The organism is Actinoplanes sp. NPDC000266, assembly GCF_042899005.1.
Taxonomy (GTDB): domain Bacteria; phylum Actinomycetota; class Actinomycetes; order Mycobacteriales; family Micromonosporaceae; genus Actinoplanes.
On sequence record NZ_JBIAZI010000007.1, the window covers coordinates 97,925 to 115,999 of the forward strand.

Genomic DNA, 18,075 nt, shown 5'->3' on the forward strand with positions numbered 1-18,075 from the left:
GTTGACCAGCCTCTCCCGGCGTCAGTGGGCCGGCGTCGCCGTCGTGCTGGCCGGCTCGGCCGGCGTGGCCGTGGCCGCGGCGTCCGGACAGGCCGCGGTGGCCACCTGCCTGCTGGCGCTGCTGCTGGCGGCCGTGCTGGCCGGCGTCATCCACCTTTCCCGGCGGATCGGCCGGGTCAACCGCTCGACCCAGGCCGCCGTACGGGACCTCCGTTCCGTCGTCGACCAGCTGCAACGACGGGTGATCGCCGCGATCGAGAAGGAACGGCTGGCCGCCGGCGACCGGCACCAGGAGCTGGCCGAGTCGCTGGCCCGGGCCGAGCGCCTGACCGGCCGCGGCGCCGAGCTCCTGCTGCGGGAGCAGAGCCGCGAGATCGAGGCCCTGGTCCAGCTCTTCCAGTGGGTCGCCCCGCGGGCGCCGATGCCGGCCGGGGTGACCCTCACGCCGTCCGACCTGCTGGGCCTGGTGCACATCGCCCGTGACCGGCGGCCGGCGACGACGGTGGCGCTGGGCAGCGGGCCGTCCACGATCTGGCTCGGCTACACGGTCGAGGCCCGCGGGGGCCGGCTGGTCGTCGTCGACCACGACCGGGGCCGGGCCGGGCGTACCCGGGCGCTGCTGGCCGAGCACGCGCTGACCGCGGTCGAGGTGCGGCACGCCGGGGTGGCCGAGCTGTCGGTCGAGGCGGGCACGGTCGACTGGTACGACGTCGACGTGCTCGACGGCCTGCACGACATCGACCTGCTGGTGGTGGACGGCTCGATCGCCCCCACGCCGTCGAACGCGCTGACCCCGGCCCTGCACGTGCTGGGGCGGCGGCTCGCGGCCGGGGCCGCGGTGGTGGTGGACGAGTCGCCGGTGCCGCGGCAGGGCGGATTCGGGCTGACCGCGCAGCGCCCGCTGCCGGGCCGCTGGGTGGCGCTGGCTGATCCACAGTCGACGGTCGCGGCCGGATAGGGAGGCCGCGGCCGTCAAGACGGCGCGACCCCCGCCGAGGGGGACGGCGGGGGTCGCGGTCGCGGTTGACGTCGGGGGAACGCCGCCCGCGCGGGGCGGCGGGGGCCGCTCCGAGCTTGTGCTCTTGTGCCCCTATGAATCGGCGGCGGGAGCGGCGGCTTGACGGTTCGGCGGGTGCCAATTCGTCACGGCTGCGTTGCCAGGACGGCGACGCGGTCGGCGTACAGCTCGTGGGCGTGGTGGCGGCGGACGAAGTCGGCGCCCCGCTGACCCTGTTCGCGCAGGGCCCGGCGGTTGCCGTGCAGCATGCGCACGGTGTCGAGCAGCTCGTCGGGCGCGCAGTAGACGGCGGCGTCGCCGAACGCCTCGGCGTAGCGGTAGGGCAGCACGGCCACGCAGCCGGCGGCCAGCGCGGCCAGCACATCCGGCTCGGGGTCGGCCGGCACGTCGTCCGGCGGCAGGTGCAGGTAGAAGTCGATCTGGTAGAGGAACGAGCGCGGGCTGACGTCGGCCGGTGAGTAGACGAGCCAGCTCCGCGGCGGCCCGAACCGGCCGAACGAGCGGACGGCGGTGCCGGCCGCGTCGAGCAGCCGCACGTCCATCCGGACCGTGTCCGGCAGCTCCTCGCGCAGGCGGCGCCAGTCGGCCCGGCCGCCGCGGCAGCAGCGGCCGACCACCGGGCGGTCGGCCCTCGGCCCGCGCCGGTCCAGGCGCCACTGAAGGGCGTCCAGCGTGCCGGGCAGGTCGAGGGAGGCCGCCTCGGCGGCCAGGCGGCGCCGCCCGTCCGGGCCGGCCGGAGCCCACAGGGGCCGGCGCCCGAACAGTCGCAGGGCGGCCGCCGCGGCCGGCTCGGAGACCGTGGCGTCCTCGATCACCACCCGCTGGGCCCGGACCCCGCTGGGCAGGTCGGGCGCGTGCTCGAGCACCCGGGCCGTGCGGGCCACCACGAGCCGGGCCCGGACGTCGTCGGTGATCTCGACCTGGGTCAGCTCGCGGGTGTTGATCAGGCGCTGCACCGCCGGATCGAGGTTGCGGGGCCCCTCGCGCAGGTGGGCCGGCACATCGAGCTGGAGCAGGGCGGCGCGCAGACCACGGGCGGCCAGAGCGCGCAGCTGCCCGGTCCCGGCCAGGCCCGCGCCTCCGGCGGTAGTCCAGTCGCCGGCCAGCACGACGTCGTACGCCTGGGCCCCGGTCTCGCCCCGCAGCCGCCGCGGCGCCGCCCAGCCGGTGGCCCGCTGAGCGTGCGCCGTCTCGAAGGCGGACCGGTACGACCGGCGGGCCGGGTCGATCCAGCCGACGTGCTCGTCGTCGCCGGAGCGGCGGATCAGGGTCAGCGCCTCGGCGAGGCGGCGGACCGAGCGGGCACGGGCCACGTACTCCTCGTCGGCGCCGAACCGGATCGGGTCGAAATAGCCGGCGCCGCGCCGGACCATCAGCGCCGACAGGTCGCCCGACCGGAAGTCGGTCACGCCGGGCCGGGTGACGACCAGCTCCGGCGTCACCCGGATGCCGGCCGGAACCACCATGGCGAGCGCCTCGTCGGCCAGCAGCGGCGCGACCTGCCTCTCCAGCCGCGCCGGGTGGGACCACCCGGCCGGGTCCTGGAAGGTCACGAAGTCGCCGGTGGCGGCGTCCAGGCCGGCGTTGCGGGCCACGTAGGCGCCGCCGGTGGCCACCATCCGGATCAGCCGCACCCGGGGGTCGAGGGCGGCCGCCCGCCGCAGCACCGCGTCGTACGCGGCCGGTGAGCCGTCGTCGACCACGAGGATCTCCTGGTTGGTCCAGGTCTGCCCGGCCAGCGAGCGGACCGCCGTGAGCAGCCGCTGGCCGGGCCGGTGGGTGGTGACGATCGAGGTGATCCGCCGGGGATGGCCGGCGCGCTGGGCCGGGCGGGCGGAGAGCCGGTCGAACGGCGTCCCGGCGCCGTCGGCCACCGAGACCGAGGGCATCACCTGGCCGAAGTCCCAGGGGCCGCTGCCGCCGGCGTACGGATTGCCGAGATCGAGGCCCAGGCTGAGCCGGACGAGGGGGTCGATGTCCGAACAGGACGCCAGCAGCGTGCCGGCCCGGGCGTGCGCGCCCGAGGCGTACGCGACCTGGCAGTGCAGCCCTTGAAGTTCGGGCGAGAGGTCACCGCCGTCCCGCAGCTCCTCGAACAGGGCCAGCGCCGTGGCGAGGTCGTCCGGGCGCAGATTCTGCAGGGCGATGACCCGAGCCAGCTCCCTTTTCAGGCCGGCGCGGGCGAGCGGTTCCCGGGCGGCGACGGAGCGGGCCTGGAGGGCCGCGACGGCGAGGGGGTGCATGGGCGGGCGTCCTCCTCAGGGGGCGAATTGTCCGTATCGCACCTTAGTCGCTTCTCGTTGACCCAGCCGTGTACGACGTCGCCATCCTGTCCGACCTGCGCTGTCCGGGCGGCAACTCGGCGAGCATCGTGGCCGAGGTCCGGTCACAGGCCGCGGCCGGTCTGCGGACCGTCCTGATTCACGTGCCGTCACCGCATCCGCGGCACGACCGCCCGTTCCAGTCGCGCGTCGTGGCCTGCCTGCGCGACGGCCTGGCCGACCTGGCCCACGACGACGGCGCCGAGATCGAGGCGAAGGTGCTGCTGATCCGGCAGCCCCGGATCTTCACGCGGGACCTGGCCGCCCCGCCGCGGATCCGGGCCGGGCACGCCATCGTCGTCATCAACCAGGCGCCGGGTGACTTCGACGAGGTCCGCGAGCGCGTCGAGCGCTACTTCGGCAAAGACGTGGTGTGGGCGCCGATCAGCGCCCGGGTCCGGGACAGCGTCGGGCCGCGGGCGGCGCTGACCGGCACCGACTGGCACGAGATCATCGACGTCGCCGACTGGCAGGCCGAGCGCCGGCGCGGCCCGGTGCCGGTGATCGGACGGCACGGACGGCCCGATCCGGCGAAGTGGCCGCGCGATCCGGAGGAGCTTCTCCAGGCCTATCCGGACGCGCCGGACGTGCGGGTGCGCGTCCTCGGCGGCGGCGACATCGCCGTCGAGCGGCTCGGATATCGGCCCGGCCACTGGGAGCTGCTCGACTTCGGGGCCGAGTCCCCCCGCGAGTTCCTGGCCACGCTCGACTTCTTCGTCTACTTCCACGACCCGGATCTGGTCGAGGCGTTCAGCCGCACCATCCTCGAGGCCATGGCGAGCGGAGTGCCGGTCATCGTGGGGCCGCGTTTCCGGGCCGTCTTCGGTGAGGCCGCGCTTTACACAGAGGCTTCGGGTGTACGGGATCTGGTCCACCGCCTGCATGCCGACCGCCCCGCCTACGACGCCGTGGTCCGGCGGGCCCGCGCCTTCGTCACCGAGCAGTTCGGCAGCGCGTCGCACCTCGCCCGGCTCGCCTCGCTGGGCGTGATGCCGGGACCGCGCCGGCCCGGCCCGGCCGCGGTGAGCCTGGCCCGGCCCGCCCGGCGGGTCCTGTTCGTGGCCGACGACATCGCGCGGTTCCGGGCGATCGCCCGTCGCCTGCCCGAAGGGCTGGAAGCGGTCGTGCTGACCGGATCGGCCGGTCTGCCCGAGGCACACGCGGCCGGGCTGCTGACCGAACATCTGCCCGATGCGGCCGAACTCGGCGTGTCCGGCCGGCGCTGGACCGGCTTCGTCCGCGACCGCCTGCGCCACCTCATCGAGCTCTACGGCCCCCGCGCGGTGCTCGTCGGCGGCGCGCCGCACGACGGCATCACCGCCGCGATCGCCGACTGCACCGGCCCGCGCTGGCTGTGGCTGCGCCCGGCGATGTGGCGGCGCGGCACCGGCGGCGAATGGGCCGCGCGGGGCGCGCTGTTCGCCGGCATCCTCGAGCCCGGCGAGTTCGCGGCGGCCGGCGACGAGGGCTGGACCACCACCGCCCGGGCCGGAGTGAGCACAGTGGACCCCATCCTCGATCCGCCGCCCCGGCCGCGGCGCCGCACCCGCGACCACACACTGCTCTGCCGCGGCGTCGAGGCGAGCCTGCCCGGGTTCCGGGCGGTGCGGGCCGGCCCGGCCGAGCTGAACCAGGTGGCGCTGGCCGTCTCGCGCGCCGACTACACGAACTTCCACGAGCTGCTCGGCGCGGCGGTGCCGACCGTCTTCGTGCCCGATCCGCGCGGCGCCGACGACGAGCTGGCCCGGGCCCGGTTCGCCGCCGCGGCCGGGGTGGCGGTCTGCGCGACCACCGACGACGAGGCGGCCGAGGCACTCGAGCGGCTGGCCGGCCGCGAGGCGCGCGAGGCGCTGAGCCGGCGCTGCGCCGAGATCTCGCTCGGCGACGGCGCCGGCGACGCCGCCGCGTGGGTGGCCCGGCACACCGCGGTGGGGGCCCACGTTGGATGACTTTCTGGCCCGCTGGGAGGTGGCCACGCTGACCGGCCGGCTGCGCTGGGTCGAGGAGGAGCGCGACGCCGCCCTCCGCGACCGCGACCGCCACCGCGACCTCGTGCTGGCCCTGCGCCGCAGCCGCTCCTACCTGCTCGGCCGGGCCCTGGTCGACCTGGCCCGCGACCCGGTGCGCTTCGGTCCCCTCATCGCCCGCCGGGCCGCCCGGCGGCTGCGCCACGGCCCCCCACCGCCGCCCCCTGCGGCGAAGCCGCCGGCGCCCCCGGTGCCGGCCCGGGTCTACGTCGCGATCGGGCTGTCCCGGGCCGGCTCGCACGCGCTCGTGCGGGCGCTGCGGCAGCGGATCGTGGTCGACGCCGACCACCTTCCCGTGGTGGTGACCGACCAGCCCGCGCTGAACGGCCTGCGGGTGCCGGGCGTGGTGCTGGAATATCTGCCCGATCCGCAAACCTGGTCGCGGCACGGCACCGGCGAGGACTGGGAGACGCTGCTGGCGGGCCGGATCTCGCAGCTCTGCCGCGATCACCGCGCGGCGGGCGCGGTGGTGATCGATCCCAGGGATCCACCGACGTTGGCGCGCCTGCTGGAGGCCGCCGCGTAATCCGGGGCCCGGCCGCTCGTTGGCGATGGCATGAGCGCCCCCACGGTCGACGCCCCGCCCGCCCCTCGCGTAGCCATGCGCTTCGTGGTCGAGGGGCCGCCGGTCGGCGCGCTCTGGCGGCGGGCCCTGCTGCGGGCCGTGCTGGTGCCGCTGCCGGTGCTGGCCCCGCTGGTGGCGCTCGCGCCGAGCCGCGACCACCGGTTCAACATCTACTGGCACGGCGGGCTGTTCCGCGACGACCCGCTGCGGATCGTGCCGCACACGGTCGATTCGCTGCCCGGCTATCTGCGGCTGGGCAACTTCCGGCTCTTCGGCCGCATGCTGGAGAAGGCGCTCGACCTGGCCGCGTACACCCTCGGCGACGTGGTCGGCCTGCCGGCGAACGTGGCCTTCCGGCTCGTCTCGTTCCTGTCGGCGCTGCTGTTGTGCGTGGTGGCGCTGATGCTGGTGGAGAGCGTGGTGACGCGCGGAAAGCTGTTCACGCGGCCGCCGTCGGTGGCCGCGCCGGTGGTGCCGTTCGCGGTGGCCGCGGGTTTCGTGGCGGCCGGCGGTTCGAGTCCGATCGTGCTCTTCGGCGGTCTCTACCTCGCGTCGGCGGCGCTGATGCTGGGCGTGGCGGCCGCCCTGTGCCGGCTGGCGAGGTGGCGGCTCTGGTGGGCGCCGCCGCTGGTCATCGGCGGGGCCGCGCTGGCCGCGTTCAACGAGATCGCCTATCTGGCGCCGCCGCTGGCCACCGTGGCCGTCCTCGCCCGGGGCCACCTGGTGCTCGGGCAGGGCCCGCGCCAGATGCTCACCTCGGCCCCGGCCCGGGCCATCGGCCTGCTCTGGGTGGGTTTCCTTCCGGTCTTCCTGGCGGTACGGGTCGTCATCCACCGCTACTGCGCGACCGGGCCCTGCTATCGCGGCTCCGACGTCCAGTTCGGCCCGGACACCTTCGAGACCCTTCCGGTACGGGCGGTCGCCTGGCTCCCGCCGCTCATGTGGCAGGCCGCCACGCGGGGCCCGTGGCTGGTCGGCGTCGTCCTGGTCGCCGCCGTGCTCGTGCTGATCCCGCTGGCCTGGCAGGCGATCCGCGACCTACCGCGTCTGTCCGCTGTGGACCGAAGGCCGGCCGCGGCGCTCGTGGTCGTCGCGGTGACCGCCGTGCTGCTCGCGGCCGGCATGGGCGCGCTCAACGCCGACGTGCAGAAGATGACTCTGTGGGGTCTCGGCTGGCGCGACTCGGCCGTCACCACCACCGCCGGCGGCCTGATCGTGGTGGCCGGGGCACTGCTGGTGGCCCGGCGGAGGCGCTGGGCGCTGGTGGCGGCGGTCGTGCTGCTGGCGGGGGCGACGGCCGTGTCGGCGGCGGCCAACAAGCGGCAGCGGGACACCTTCATGGCGAGCGTGCCGGCCCGGCTCTACGACCGGATCGCCGTCGAGATGGCCGACTTCGACCGCACACCGGCCGGAGGCGAGCGGCGGTGTGCGTTGCGGCAGGAGTTCGCGGGGCTCTATCCCGAGTCGCTGCGCCGGTTCGACGGGGCGATGAACGTGGCCACCGGGCAACGGGCCGGTGTGCCGTTCTGCGTAACCCGCTGAACGGCGCCCGCGTTGACGAAGGGACGAGGGGAGACCGATGCGACGGCTGCGAAATCTGACACGGCGCCAGGCCGGTCTGCTCGCCGGCGCCGCCCTGCTCTGCGCCACGATCGCCGCGGCCGCGCTGACCGGATACGTCGGCGTCGCCCTGACCGTCCTCGGGCTGTTCTTCGCCGTGCTGATCGGCGGTCTGCTGCTGGTGATCCGGCGCCTGGCCACGCTCCAGCGGGCCCACCGCAAGGCGCAGGCCGAGACGCGGGCCGTGCTCGACCAGACCCAGCGGCGGGTGCTCGGCGCCATCGAGGAGCTGTTGCTGCACTCGGGCGACCGGCATCGCGAGCTCTGCGACGCCCTGGCCGCCCAGCAGCGCCGGATCGACGCGCTCACGCCTTTCGGCCCGGGAACGCCGAAGGGCCCCACCGGTGACGGTGAGGCCCTCGAGACGATCGGTCAGTAACGCCGGTAAAGTCAGTAACCGAAGTTCTGGGTGTAGTACGGGTTGCCGTTGGCCGCGTAGGCGGCGGCGACGCCGACCGTGGTGGCCTTGCAGTTGAGGATGTTGGCGCGGTGACCCGGGCTGGCCATCCAGCCCTTCACGACGTCGGCGCCGGTGCGGTAGCCGTAGGCGATGTTCTCGCTCAGCGGGCGCGGGTAGGCGGCGGCCTTGACGCGGGTGACGAAGCTCGAGCGGCCGGCGCCGGTGTGGCTGAACGCGCCACCGCGGGCCATGTAGGCGCTGTGCCCGGCGGCCGCCTTGGCCAGGCGGGCGTCGACCTTCAGGGCCTTGCAGCCGTGCGCGGCGCGCTGCTGGTTGGTCAGGGTGACGATGTCGGCGGCCAGCTGCGTGGTGCTGACGGCGGCGGCGTTGGCGGGCGAGGCGAGCAGAACGATCGCAAACAGGGTGGCGGGGATCATGGCGATCAGGGCCAGACGCTTGGTGATCGAGGAGCGCATCGACTGCCTTTCGGTAGTGGCCGCTGCGGTTGCTACCGCCGCGTTCACCGACCTAGTTCGGCCCGGATCCAGTGATGATTACCGTTGGATGGGTGCGGTACCGGCGCTCTTCGGTTGCCGAACGGTTCGCTGAGCGTCACGGCTCCATTCCAAGATCGTTAGGCAGCCTGTGACCGTGCACGACGTGGCCGTCCTGGCCGACTTCCGGCAGCCCGGCGGGGCGTCGGCGGCCGTCGCGGCCGAGGTGCACGCCCAGGCCGAGGCGGCGCTGAGCACCGTGCTCATCCACGTGCCGGCGACGCTTGCCCGCGCCTCGGACGGTTTCGGCTTCCGCCCGCGGATCAGCGACCTGATCCGCGACGGGGCGGCCACGCTGGCCCGCGACGACCAGCCGGTCGCCGCCCGGCTCCTGGTGGTCCGGCGACCCTGGACCCGCCCGGCCGCCCTCTCCGTCCGGGCCGAGCGGACGGTTCTCGTGGCCGGCCCGCCACCGGTCGAGCCGGCCGTCTACGACCAGGCCCGCCGCTGGTTCGGCGAGGAGGCGGCCTGGGCGCCGACCAGCCCGCGGGCGCGCGAGCAGCTGCTGCGGATCGCGCCCGGCGTGCGCACCGCCACCGTCGACTGGCACGAGATCATCGACGTCGCGCACTGGTGGCGCGACCGCGACGGCTTCGTCGCCGACGAGCCCGTGGTCGGCCTGCGCGGGCCGTTCCCGATCGACCTGGGCGACCTGCGGGTCCGGTGGTTCGGCGACAGCTCGCCCTTCCCGCACTGGGAGATGGTCCCGTTCGGGGCCGAGATGCCGGGCGAGTTCCTGCGCACCCTCGACTTCCTGGTCGACTTCCAGCAGACGTTCTCGCGCTCCGCCCTCGAATCGATGGCGGCCGGGGTGCCGGTGATCGTGGGGGAGCACCTGCGCCCGTTCCTTGGCGAGGCCGCCCTCTACTCGTCGCCCGGCCGGGTCGCCGACCTGGTCCGTGAGGTCTACGCCGACCCCGGCCGCTACCGGGCGGTGGTCGGCCGGGCCCGCGAGTTCGCCGAGCGGCACTACGGCCACCGCTCGCACCTGGCGCGGCTCGCCCGCCACGGCATCCGGCCCCGGCTCAACGTGCCCGGCCCGAGGCGCGAGCCGCGCCCGGTCGTGGTCGCCCCGCCCCGGCGGATCCTGATGGCCGGCGACGACGAGGCGAAGGTGAGCACGGCGATCGCCCGGCGCCTGCCCAGCGATCTGGCCGCCGTCATCGCCACCCAGCGGGGCGCCGCGCTCGCCCACGCCGAGGGCTTCCTCACCGAGCAGCTGCCGTCGCGGGAGGCTCTGGGCGCCACGGAAGCACGCTGGAACCGGCTGCTGCACGACCGCCTCACCCACCTCGTCGAGCTGCACGCGCCCGAGGTCGTGGCGGTCGACGGCGTGCCCCACGAGGGCATCGTCCAGGCCGCCCGCGAGCGGCCCGACATCGTCTGGGTGTGGGTGCGCCGGGCCCTGCGCCCGCGCCATCCCGGCCTCGACTGGGACGGCGTCCACGTGCTGGAGCCGGGCGAGTTCGCGGCGCTCGCGGTGGCCGACGAGGATCGCGCCCACCGGGTCGAGCCGGTCACCTTCCTCGACCCGGCCGAGCTGCTGGAGCCGGTGGCGGCCCGGGAGGAGCTGGGGCTCGGCGACGGACCGTTGGCGCTGCTGGCGCCCGGCACACTGCCGCGGATCGCGGAGCACCTGGGGCGGCACGGGTTCCGGGTGGTGACCGGCGAGCCGCCCGCCCGCTGCCTGCGGGCGTTCGACCTGTCGGTGAGCGGGGCCGGCTACGACGCGTTCCACGAGCGGCTCGCCTATGCGATCCCCACGGTCTTCGTGCCGGGCCGGTACGACCACGGCCGGGCCCGGTTCGCCGACGCGGCCGGGGTGGCGCTGACCGTCGAGGATCCCGGATCGGACGAGCTGGAGCAGGTGCTGGACGCGGTGGTGCGGCCGGAGGTGCGGGCCGCGCTGCGGCAGCGCTGCGCCGAACTGGCTTTCGGGAACGGCGCGGTGGCCGCCGCGACGTGGTTGAGCGGGCTGCGGGCCCGGGTGAGGGGCTAGGCGTGCGGGAGATGGCCCCGGAGCGGCGGACCGGCCTTCCGGAGAGTCCGCGCGGGCGGTCGCTCGCGCTGCCGGAGCGGCCGCTGGACGGGTTGGAACGAGCGGGGTGGGAGCGGGCGCGGTGGGAGCGGCCGCTGGACGGGATGGAGCGGGCGCGGTGGGAGCTGGCCGCGATGGCCGGGCGGCTGCGCTCGCTGGAAGCGCGGCTGGTCGAGGAGCGGCGGCTGACCGAGACGTACCGCAAAGAACGCGACCGCGCGCGCAAGCGGGCCGACCGCCTGGCCTTCGGACCGGTTTCCTGGCGGGCGATCCTGGGCCGATGGCGCGGGCGGAACCGGGCCGGCGCCCGCCCGCCGGCGAGCCCGGGCCACGCCCCCGTCGCCACCGCGCGGCCGCCGGTCCACCTCTACGTGGTGATCGGCATGGACGCGGACGGCGTCCGCGACGTGGTGCTGACCCTGCGCCAGCGCCTGCTGGTCAGCCCGGACCATCGGCCGGTGGTGATGACCGACTGCCCGTCCTTCGCGGGCGACGGCGACCACAGCGTGCTGCTCGAATATCTGCCCGACCGGCTGACCTGGGAGAAGCACCGGCCCGACCGCTCGTGGGAGGACGTGCTCTCGGAACGGCTGTCCCGCCTCTACCGCGACCACGACACCGTACGCACCGTCATCGTCGACCGGGCGAAGCCGCCGACCCTGGCCGAGCTTCTGCGGTAAATCGCAACCTTCTCCTCCGGCGCGTCGTTTGCCCGGTCATGAGCGCGCTCATCTCCGTGGTCGCGCCGGTCTACAACGAGGGGCCGGGCGTCGAGCGATTCGTGCGCCGGCTCACCGAGGTACTCACCGGCGCCGGGCTGCGCTACGAACTCGTGCTGGTCGACGACGGCTCCGGGGACGACTCCTGGGACCGGATCGTGCGGCAGTCACTGCTCGACCGGCGGGTACGCGGCGTCCAGCTCTCCCGCAACTTCGGCAAGGAACCGGCCGTGCTGGCCGGGCTCGAGCACGCGTACGGCGACGCCGTGGTGGTCATCGACTCCGACCTCCAGCATCCGCCGGCGGCCATCCCGGCCATGGTGAAGCGCTGGCTCGAGGGAGCGCACGTCGTCGAGGCGGTCAAGCGCAACCGGACCGGCCAGGGCCTGATCGGGCGCCTCGGCGGGCGGCTGTTCAACCGGGCGTTCACCGAAATGACCAAAGTGGACCTGGTCGGCGCCACCGACTTCCGGTTGCTCAGCCGGGCCGCCCTGGACGCTCTGCTGCGCCTGCCCGAGCACTCGTCGTTCTTCCGCGGCACCAGCAGCTGGATCGGATTCCGCCGCAGCACCGTCGAGGTCGACATCGACCACCGGGAGGGCGGCGGCTCCCGCTGGACGTTCCGGTCGCTGTTCCGCCTGGCCGTCAACGGGATCACCTCGTTCAGCTCGGCCCCGCTGCACCTCGTCACCCTGGTCGGCATGGCCTTCGCCGCGTTCGCGGTGCTGCTCGGCGCGCAGACGCTGATCCGCTGGATCGGCGGCGGCTCGGTCGAGGGCTTCCCCACGGTCATCCTGCTGCTGCTGGTGATGGGCACCTTCGTGCTGCTCGGCCTCGGCGTGATCGGCGAATATCTGGCCCGCATCCACGAGGAGGTGCGCGGCCGGCCGCGCTATCTGGTTCAGGAGCGCGCGGACGGCCTGTCCATGCCGGAGGAGTGGACGGCCCGGCCGCCGAGAACCAGGGTGAGCGCGGCCAGTGCCAGCCCGAACAGCACGAACGGCCGGGCACCGTAGAAGAACGCGAAGTCCCAGGGCAGGGCGAACGGCCCGGTGCCACCGACGGCGATCGCGTCGTCGAGCAGGCTCAGGGTGACGCTGAGAGTGTTCAGGGCCAGGAAGACGAGCGCGGCCAGGCCGATCGGGTTGTCGAAGCGCCCGGCCACCCGCCATCCGATCACCGATCCGGCGATCCAGGCCAGGGCGGTCAGCGCCAGCGCGGCGACCGGCGCGCCGCGCTGCACCTTCAGCACGGCGTCCGACCCGTCGCCGTCGGTCGGCTGGAACGTCAGCCGCCAGTCGTCGTTGGCCGCGGTGAGAGTGCCGTCGCCGTCCTCGCCGACGCGCCACCCGTCGGCCTCCAGACGCTGCCCGGCCGCCGCCAGGTCCGTCTTCGCGGCGCCGAACGAGGTCTCGGCGAAGCCCGGCCCGTACGCGTCCACGCCGAGCAGCCAGTTCGAGCCGTCCGCCACGTCGTCGCCGTAGGCCGAGCCGGCCACGTGCTCGACCCGGCTGATGTCGGTGCCCTTCTCCGAGCCCTCCACGACCATCCCGGCCAGCGCGTGCATCCGCTCGTCGGCCGGCAGATCGCCGGCGAACGCGTGCCAGGCGGGCCAGGCGGCGGCCGCGGCGAACAGGGCGGCGATCGTCAGGGCGACCGAGACACGCAGGACGAGGTGGCGCATGGCGCGCATGATCCACCAACGGGATCTAGCGCCGCCACCCCGATCCGGTCAGAGGCGGTGCGCCCGCCGGTCGGTGGTGACGCCGCGGGTGTCGAAGAAGCGCTTGGCCAGACCGGCCAGGCGATCGGCGTCGTACTCGCGGTGGTTCTGCACCAGGATCACCAGGTCGGCCGAGACCGTGGCCCCCTCGAGGTCGTCGGTGCGGGAGACCTCGACGTCGCCGACTGTCCACTGCGGAACGTGCGGGTCGTGGTAGAGCACCGTCGCGCCCAGCGCGGCCAGCTGGCGGGCCAGCGGGGTGGCCGGTGACTCACGCTGGTCGGCGATGTTCGCCTTGTAGGTGACCCCGAGCAGCAGCACGGTCGCGCCGTGCACGGCCTGGCCGTCCGCGTTCAGCAGGTTCTGCGCCCGCCGGGCCACATAGCCGGGCATGGTCGCGTTGATCTCCTGGGCCAGCTCGACGAAGCGGAACGGATATCCCAGGCGGCTGCGGACGTTGTGGCTCAGATAGTTCGGGTCGATCGGGATGCAGTGCCCGCCCACGCCGGGTCCCGGATAGAACGCCTGGAAGCCGAACGGCTTGGTGGCGGCGGCCCGGATCACGTCCCACAGGTCGATCTCGAGCTCGTGGCAGAACCGGGCCATCTCGTTGACCAGCGCGATGTTCACGTGCCGGTAGGTGTTCTCGAGCAGCTTCGCGGTCTCGGCCTCGCGGGTGCCGCGGGTGCGGACGACGGTGTCGACGAAACGGCCGTAGAAGGCGGCGGCCCGGTCGGTGCAGGCGGGCGTGTAGCCGCCGACCACCTTGGGGGTGTTGCGGGCGCCGAAGCGCTCGTTGCCCGGATCGATCCGCTCGGGCGAGAACGCCAGATGGAAGTCGATGCCGGCGGTCAGCCCGGACAGCCTTTCCAGCAACGGCCGGACGATCTCGTCGGTGGTGCCCGGATAGGTCGTCGACTCGAGCACCACCAGCATGCCGGGGCGCAGATTGCGGCCGATCGCCTCGGTGGCGCCGATGACCGCGCGCAGATCGGGGCCGTCGCCTTCGGCGAGCGGGGTCGGTACGCAGATGACGGCCGTCCCGGCGGCGGCGATGGCCCGCTCGTCGGTGGTCGGCTGGAACCCGGCCGCGAGCATCTCGGCGATGTCGGCGTCGCTCAGGTCGTCGACGTGCGAGCGGCCGGCGGCCAGCGACGCCACCACCGGCGGCTGCACGTCGAAGCCGGTCACGGCCAGCCCCTCGCGGGCCGCCTGCTGCGCGAGTGGCAGCCCCACGTAGCCGAGGCCCAGGATCACTACGTCCACGGTCATGACAGTGGCCTTTCGGCGAGGCGGGTGGCCCTCGTCGCCTGCCGGGCGATGACCGGCTTGCGGGTCGAGGACGGCGACATGGTGCCCGGGCGGGGCGTGCTGAGCTCCCAGCGCGAGGGGAACGGCAGATAGGCCGGGAGGAACTCGGCCAGCAGCGCCGCCTGCTCGGGCACCAGCGCGTCCGGCGAGTCGGTGTCGTTGAGGCAGAAGGCGTCGAGGTTGCGGTTGTGCAGCAGCCGGGCCAGCCGGAACGGCGTCGACGGGTCGGCCAGGTCGGTGTACATGTACTCGATCTCGCCGGGGGCGGCCCGCCCGGTCAGATAGGCGTAGTACTGCTGCAACGAGGAGAGCAGCGCGATGTCCTCCGGATGCCGGAACTGATGCTCCGAGGTGGCTTTGACCTCGTCGGCGAAGCGCAGCTCGATCTCGGCCAGCACACTGCGCCGCGACGGGTGCGGCGTGTGCTTCATCTTGCGGGTCAGCACCCGGCCGAACGTGTCCCGGATCAGGTCCCGGTTGTTCTTGCCGGCCGAATTGGCCGGGGTGTCGCCGGGACGCCGCGGCGCCGGGTCGACCCGGGCCCCGGACGGGAAGAACCGGGTCAGCCCGCCCGGCGTGAAGAACATCTCGGGCGGCACCGGCCGGCCCAGGAAGACGTCGTCGTTCAGGTAGAGGAAGTGCTCGGCCAGGCCCGGCACGCGGTGCAGCCGTGACTCGATCGCCTGCGAGTTGAAGGTCGGCAGCCGGCCGGTGTCGCCGAAGATCTCCCGGTGGCTCACCACGGTCAGGTCGGCCCGGTCGAGGTCGAGCCAGGCCGGCACCTGGTCGTCGGTGACCAGGAAGACGTGCCGGATCCAGGGCGCGAACGCGTGCAGCGAGCGCAGCGAGTAGCGCAGCTCGTCGCGGGAGACGAAGCGTGACGGGTTCGCGGTCTGCCCGTTCGAGCCGGCCACCCAGCCGTTGTCGCGCAGCGCCCGCGCCTTGCGCTCGAACCAGGCCGGGTCCTCGCCGTCGACCCAGGTGTAGACGGCGTCGATCGGGAAGGCCACCCGGTCCGGGTCGACCAGGGTGAAGACCTCGCGGGTGCGGTAGCGCGGCAGCGGGCCGGGCACGCCGAACGAGCCGAAGACCGGCTCGGGGGCGAGGGCGACCGGCTCGCCGGCCGGGATCGCGTCGGCCACCGGGTTGGGGCGGGGGCCGGTCAGGCGGTCGCCGGCGGCCCGCCACAGCTCGATCTCGCAGGCGTACTCGGTGCCGAAGACCAGATGGCCGCCGGGGTCGGTGACCGGCCAGCAGACCCGCAGCAGCCGGGTGGTGGCGCGGCGGCCGACGACCTCCAGGCGGCCCACCTCGGCCGAGGTGAGGGCCTCGAGCGCGGCCAGGACCCGGGACCGGTCGGTCTCGGGCACGGCCACGGCCGTACGGGTCAGCGAGTCGGTGGGGACGCGGAACCAGTCGATGCCGGCGGTGGACAGCGACGCGACGACGCGGTCGAGGTTCTCACGCCGTACGGAAGCCGGATCTGACCAGGGGGAACGACGAGCCTCCAGGCGCGCCGCGGCCGTGCGGACCCGCAGAGCCGGCGTATCGGCCGGAGTGGGCAGGAGCCGGCGCCGGGGTCCCAGCGGAACCACCCGCCGCGCCGCCCGGAGCCGGCGGTCGGCCGGCAGGCGGGGCAGCAGCCGGAGCTCCACCTGGCGCATCACGCGCCGCCGGACAGGCCAGGGCGCCAGCCCGAGGATCCGCCGCAGGGGCACGCCGTCGTCCTTCCGCCGGGGTCAGTCGCTTGCTGTGACCCTCAACTGGCGCCTGCGCCGTAAGTGACGCCCTATATCACCGGTATACGCGATTTGCCGGTGTGACGTGGCCGATCTTCAGGGGCCGACCCCTAAGGGATACGGCTGATGCGGTGGGTTGCCTGTCTGCGTCATGGTGGATTCACAACCTGGGGAGGCTGAAGATGGGCAAGGCCATCGCATTTCTCGTGGCATTGATCGCCGGCGTCGTCGTGGTCGGCTGGGTGGCGGCCAACCTGATCGGGCCGGTGCTGTTCTACCTGATCGTGGGCGCTCTGGTGATCGGCGGCGGCGCGCTGCTCTACGCCAAGGCCAAGAAGTCGATCTCTCAGGACGGGCGTACGCAGCGGCGGATCGAGGCCGCCGCGAAGACGTACCGGATGCGCAACAAGTGAGGCTCGGCGCGGGCGGTTAGGCTTGCGGTGCACCACCCACCTTCTGACCAACGGGAAGTCGCACCGTGTTTGACACTTTGAGTGACCGCCTTTCTGGGATCTTCACCAAGCTCCGCGGCAAGGGCAAGCTCACCGATGCCGACATCGACGCCACCGCGCGCGAGATCCGTCTCGCGCTGCTGGAGGCGGACGTCGCGCTGCCCGTGGTCAAGGCCTTCATCTTCAACGTGAAGGAGAGGGCGCGCGGGTCCGAGGTCTCGCAGGCCCTCAACCCGGCCCAGCAGATCATCAAGATCGTCCACGAGGAGCTCATCAACATCCTCGGCGGCGAGGGGCGGCGGCTCCAGTTCGCCAAGCAGCCGCCCACGGTGATCATGCTGGCCGGCCTTCAGGGCTCCGGTAAGACGACGCTGGCCGGCAAGCTGTCCCGCTGGCTGAAGAACCAGGGGCACCAGCCGCTGCTGGTCGCGGCCGACCTCCAGCGCCCCAACGCGGTCAACCAGCTCCAGGTGCTCGGCGGCCGGGCCGGCGTCGAGGTCTACGCCCCGCAGCCCGGCAACGGCGTCGGCGACCCGGTCCAGGTCGCGAAGGACTCGATCGAGCACGCCAAGCGGTCGGCCAAGGACATCGTCATCGTCGACACCGCCGGCCGTCTCGGCATCGACGCCGAGATGATGAAGCAGGCGGCCGACATCCGGGCCGCGGTCGACCCCGACGAGGTCATCTTCGTCATCGACGCCATGGTCGGCCAGGACGCGGTGCAGACCGCCGAGGCGTTCCGCGACGGCGTCGGCATCACCGGCGTGGTCCTCTCCAAGCTCGACGGCGACGCCCGCGGTGGCGCGGCGCTGTCGGTCCGGCACGTCACGGGCGAGCCGATCCTGTTCGCGTCGACCGGTGAGAAGCTCGAGGACTTCGACCTCTTCCACCCCGACCGGATGGCCAGCCGCATCCTCGGCATGGGCGACGTGCTCACCCTCATCGAGCAGGCCGAGCAGGCCTTCGACGAGGACCAGAAGGAGAAGATGACCGGCAAGCTCCTTGCCGGCGAGACCTTCACCCTCGAGGACTTCCTCGACCAGCTCATCGCGGTGCGCCGGATGGGCCCGATCGCCAACATCCTGGGCATGATGCCCGGCATGGGCCAGATGAAGGCCCAGCTCGACGAGCTCGACGACAGCCACTTCGACAAGGTCACGGCGATCATCCGCTCGATGACCCCCGGCGAGCGCCAGAACCCGAAGATCCTCAACGGCTCCCGCCGCGCCCGCATCGCGAACGGCTCGGGCGTGACGGTCATGGACGTCAACCAGCTGCTCAACCGCTTCACCGACGCCCAGAAGATGATGAAGCAGATGAGCGGCATGATGGGCCTGCCCGGCGGCCGTCGCAAGGCCACGAAGAGCCCCAAGAACAAGCGCAAGGGCACCAAGGGCGGCAACCGCCCGCGTGCCGGCGCCGGCGGCCTGCCCGCGGGTTTCCCGGGCGGCATGCCCCAGCTCCCGCCGGGCCTCGACCCGAACGCCCTGGGCGGCGCGGGCGGCCCCGGCGGCGGCTTCAAGCTGCCCAACCTCGACTTCAACAAGCTGATGAAGCAGCAGAAAGACGACGACAACCGCTGATCATG

At 73.8% G+C, this 18,075-nt stretch carries 15 protein-coding genes; 10 read left to right on the plus strand and 5 right to left on the minus strand.

Annotation, left to right across the window (positions count from 1 at the left end; all coding sequences use genetic code 11):
* Position 1: 1 nt before the first annotated feature.
* Positions 2 to 958, plus strand: coding sequence for a class I SAM-dependent methyltransferase (locus ACFY36_RS27900; RefSeq protein WP_499748872.1), 957 nt, complete (start codon positions 2 to 4; stop codon positions 956 to 958).
* Between the two features lie 185 nt (positions 959 to 1,143).
* Here ACFY36_RS27900 and ACFY36_RS27905 read toward each other — a convergent pair whose 3' ends face one another.
* Positions 1,144 to 3,261 carry a glycosyltransferase gene (locus ACFY36_RS27905; RefSeq protein ID WP_499748873.1) on the minus strand — a complete coding sequence of 706 codons (2,118 nt, stop codon included), beginning with the start codon at positions 3,259 to 3,261 and terminating at the stop codon, positions 1,144 to 1,146.
* A 68-nt stretch (positions 3,262 to 3,329) separates the two neighbouring features.
* Between ACFY36_RS27905 and ACFY36_RS27910 the strand changes: the two genes are divergently transcribed.
* Genes ACFY36_RS27910 through ACFY36_RS27925 form a run of 4 tightly spaced genes read left to right on the plus strand, consistent with a single transcriptional unit; the run spans position 3,330 to position 7,930 of the window.
* On the plus strand, positions 3,330 to 5,288 hold the full coding sequence (locus ACFY36_RS27910) for a glycosyltransferase (protein WP_499748874.1): 1,959 nt from the start codon (positions 3,330 to 3,332) through the stop codon (positions 5,286 to 5,288).
* Positions 5,281 to 5,892, plus strand: a complete 612-nt coding sequence (locus tag ACFY36_RS27915; RefSeq protein WP_499748875.1) for a hypothetical protein — start codon at positions 5,281 to 5,283, stop codon at positions 5,890 to 5,892. The genes ACFY36_RS27910 and ACFY36_RS27915 overlap by 8 nt, the downstream gene beginning before the upstream one ends.
* 30 nt (positions 5,893 to 5,922) lie before the next feature.
* The gene (locus ACFY36_RS27920) at positions 5,923 to 7,473 is read left to right on the plus strand and encodes a hypothetical protein (RefSeq protein ID WP_499748876.1); all 1,551 of its coding nucleotides are present in this window, start codon (positions 5,923 to 5,925) and stop codon (positions 7,471 to 7,473) included.
* A 37-nt stretch (positions 7,474 to 7,510) separates the two neighbouring features.
* On the plus strand, positions 7,511 to 7,930 hold the full coding sequence (locus ACFY36_RS27925; RefSeq protein WP_499748877.1) for a hypothetical protein: 420 nt from the start codon (positions 7,511 to 7,513) through the stop codon (positions 7,928 to 7,930).
* A gap of 11 nt (positions 7,931 to 7,941) precedes the next feature.
* On the opposite strand, the gene ACFY36_RS27930 is transcribed toward ACFY36_RS27925, so the two are convergent.
* Positions 7,942 to 8,427: a CAP domain-containing protein gene (locus tag ACFY36_RS27930; protein ID WP_499748878.1), complete on the minus strand. Its 486-nt coding sequence runs from the start codon at positions 8,425 to 8,427 to the stop codon at positions 7,942 to 7,944.
* Between the two features lie 175 nt (positions 8,428 to 8,602).
* Here ACFY36_RS27930 and ACFY36_RS27935 point away from each other — a divergent pair, with 175 nt between their 5' ends.
* From ACFY36_RS27935 to ACFY36_RS27945, 3 genes are read left to right on the plus strand one after another with little or no spacing between them, the layout of a single operon-like run.
* On the plus strand, positions 8,603 to 10,504 hold the full coding sequence (locus ACFY36_RS27935) for a glycosyl transferase (RefSeq protein WP_499748879.1): 1,902 nt from the start codon (positions 8,603 to 8,605) through the stop codon (positions 10,502 to 10,504).
* A gap of 11 nt (positions 10,505 to 10,515) precedes the next feature.
* Positions 10,516 to 11,223 (plus strand): hypothetical protein, encoded by a 708-nt coding sequence (locus tag ACFY36_RS27940; RefSeq protein WP_499749315.1) that lies wholly within the window; start codon positions 10,516 to 10,518, stop codon positions 11,221 to 11,223.
* A 38-nt stretch (positions 11,224 to 11,261) separates the two neighbouring features.
* Positions 11,262 to 12,278 (plus strand): glycosyltransferase family 2 protein, encoded by a 1,017-nt coding sequence (locus ACFY36_RS27945; protein WP_499748880.1) that lies wholly within the window; start codon positions 11,262 to 11,264, stop codon positions 12,276 to 12,278.
* Here the strand turns inward: ACFY36_RS27945 and ACFY36_RS27950 are convergent.
* Genes ACFY36_RS27950 through ACFY36_RS27960 form a run of 3 tightly spaced genes read right to left on the minus strand, consistent with a single transcriptional unit; the run spans position 12,164 to position 16,014 of the window.
* Positions 12,164 to 12,946 (minus strand): hypothetical protein, encoded by a 783-nt coding sequence (locus tag ACFY36_RS27950; RefSeq protein WP_499748881.1) that lies wholly within the window; start codon positions 12,944 to 12,946, stop codon positions 12,164 to 12,166. The genes ACFY36_RS27945 and ACFY36_RS27950 overlap by 115 nt on opposite strands.
* Positions 12,947 to 12,994: 48 nt before the next feature.
* The gene (locus tag ACFY36_RS27955; RefSeq protein WP_499748882.1) at positions 12,995 to 14,257 is read right to left on the minus strand and encodes a nucleotide sugar dehydrogenase; all 1,263 of its coding nucleotides are present in this window, start codon (positions 14,255 to 14,257) and stop codon (positions 12,995 to 12,997) included.
* Entirely contained in the window at positions 14,254 to 16,014 is a 1,761-nt protein-coding gene (locus ACFY36_RS27960; RefSeq protein WP_499748883.1) for a stealth family protein, read from the minus strand. Before ACFY36_RS27960 ends, ACFY36_RS27955 begins: the two co-directional genes overlap by 4 nt.
* Positions 16,015 to 16,217: 203 nt before the next feature.
* Here ACFY36_RS27960 and ACFY36_RS27965 point away from each other — a divergent pair, with 203 nt between their 5' ends.
* Complete coding sequence (locus tag ACFY36_RS27965) at positions 16,218 to 16,448, plus strand: hypothetical protein (protein ID WP_360242035.1); 231 nt, start codon at positions 16,218 to 16,220, stop codon at positions 16,446 to 16,448.
* A 65-nt stretch (positions 16,449 to 16,513) separates the two neighbouring features.
* Positions 16,514 to 18,070, plus strand: a complete 1,557-nt coding sequence (ffh, locus tag ACFY36_RS27970; protein WP_499748884.1) for a signal recognition particle protein — start codon at positions 16,514 to 16,516, stop codon at positions 18,068 to 18,070.
* Positions 18,071 to 18,075 lie beyond the last annotated feature (5 nt).

Coding starts and splice junctions, on each gene's coding strand:
- ACFY36_RS27925 (WP_499748877.1), top strand. CDS start 7,511: ATGCGACGGCTGCGAAATCTGACACGGCGCCAGGCCGGTCTGCTCGCC.
- ACFY36_RS27965 (WP_360242035.1), top strand. CDS start 16,218: ATGGGCAAGGCCATCGCATTTCTCGTGGCATTGATCGCCGGCGTCGTC.
- ACFY36_RS27940 (WP_499749315.1), top strand. CDS start 10,516: ATGGCCCCGGAGCGGCGGACCGGCCTTCCGGAGAGTCCGCGCGGGCGG.
- ACFY36_RS27905 (WP_499748873.1), bottom strand. CDS start 3,261: ATGCACCCCCTCGCCGTCGCGGCCCTCCAGGCCCGCTCCGTCGCCGCC.
- ACFY36_RS27920 (WP_499748876.1), top strand. CDS start 5,923: ATGAGCGCCCCCACGGTCGACGCCCCGCCCGCCCCTCGCGTAGCCATG.
- ACFY36_RS27950 (WP_499748881.1), bottom strand. CDS start 12,946: ATGCGCCACCTCGTCCTGCGTGTCTCGGTCGCCCTGACGATCGCCGCC.
- ACFY36_RS27930 (WP_499748878.1), bottom strand. CDS start 8,427: ATGCGCTCCTCGATCACCAAGCGTCTGGCCCTGATCGCCATGATCCCC.
- ACFY36_RS27955 (WP_499748882.1), bottom strand. CDS start 14,257: ATGACCGTGGACGTAGTGATCCTGGGCCTCGGCTACGTGGGGCTGCCA.
- ACFY36_RS27945 (WP_499748880.1), top strand. CDS start 11,262: ATGAGCGCGCTCATCTCCGTGGTCGCGCCGGTCTACAACGAGGGGCCG.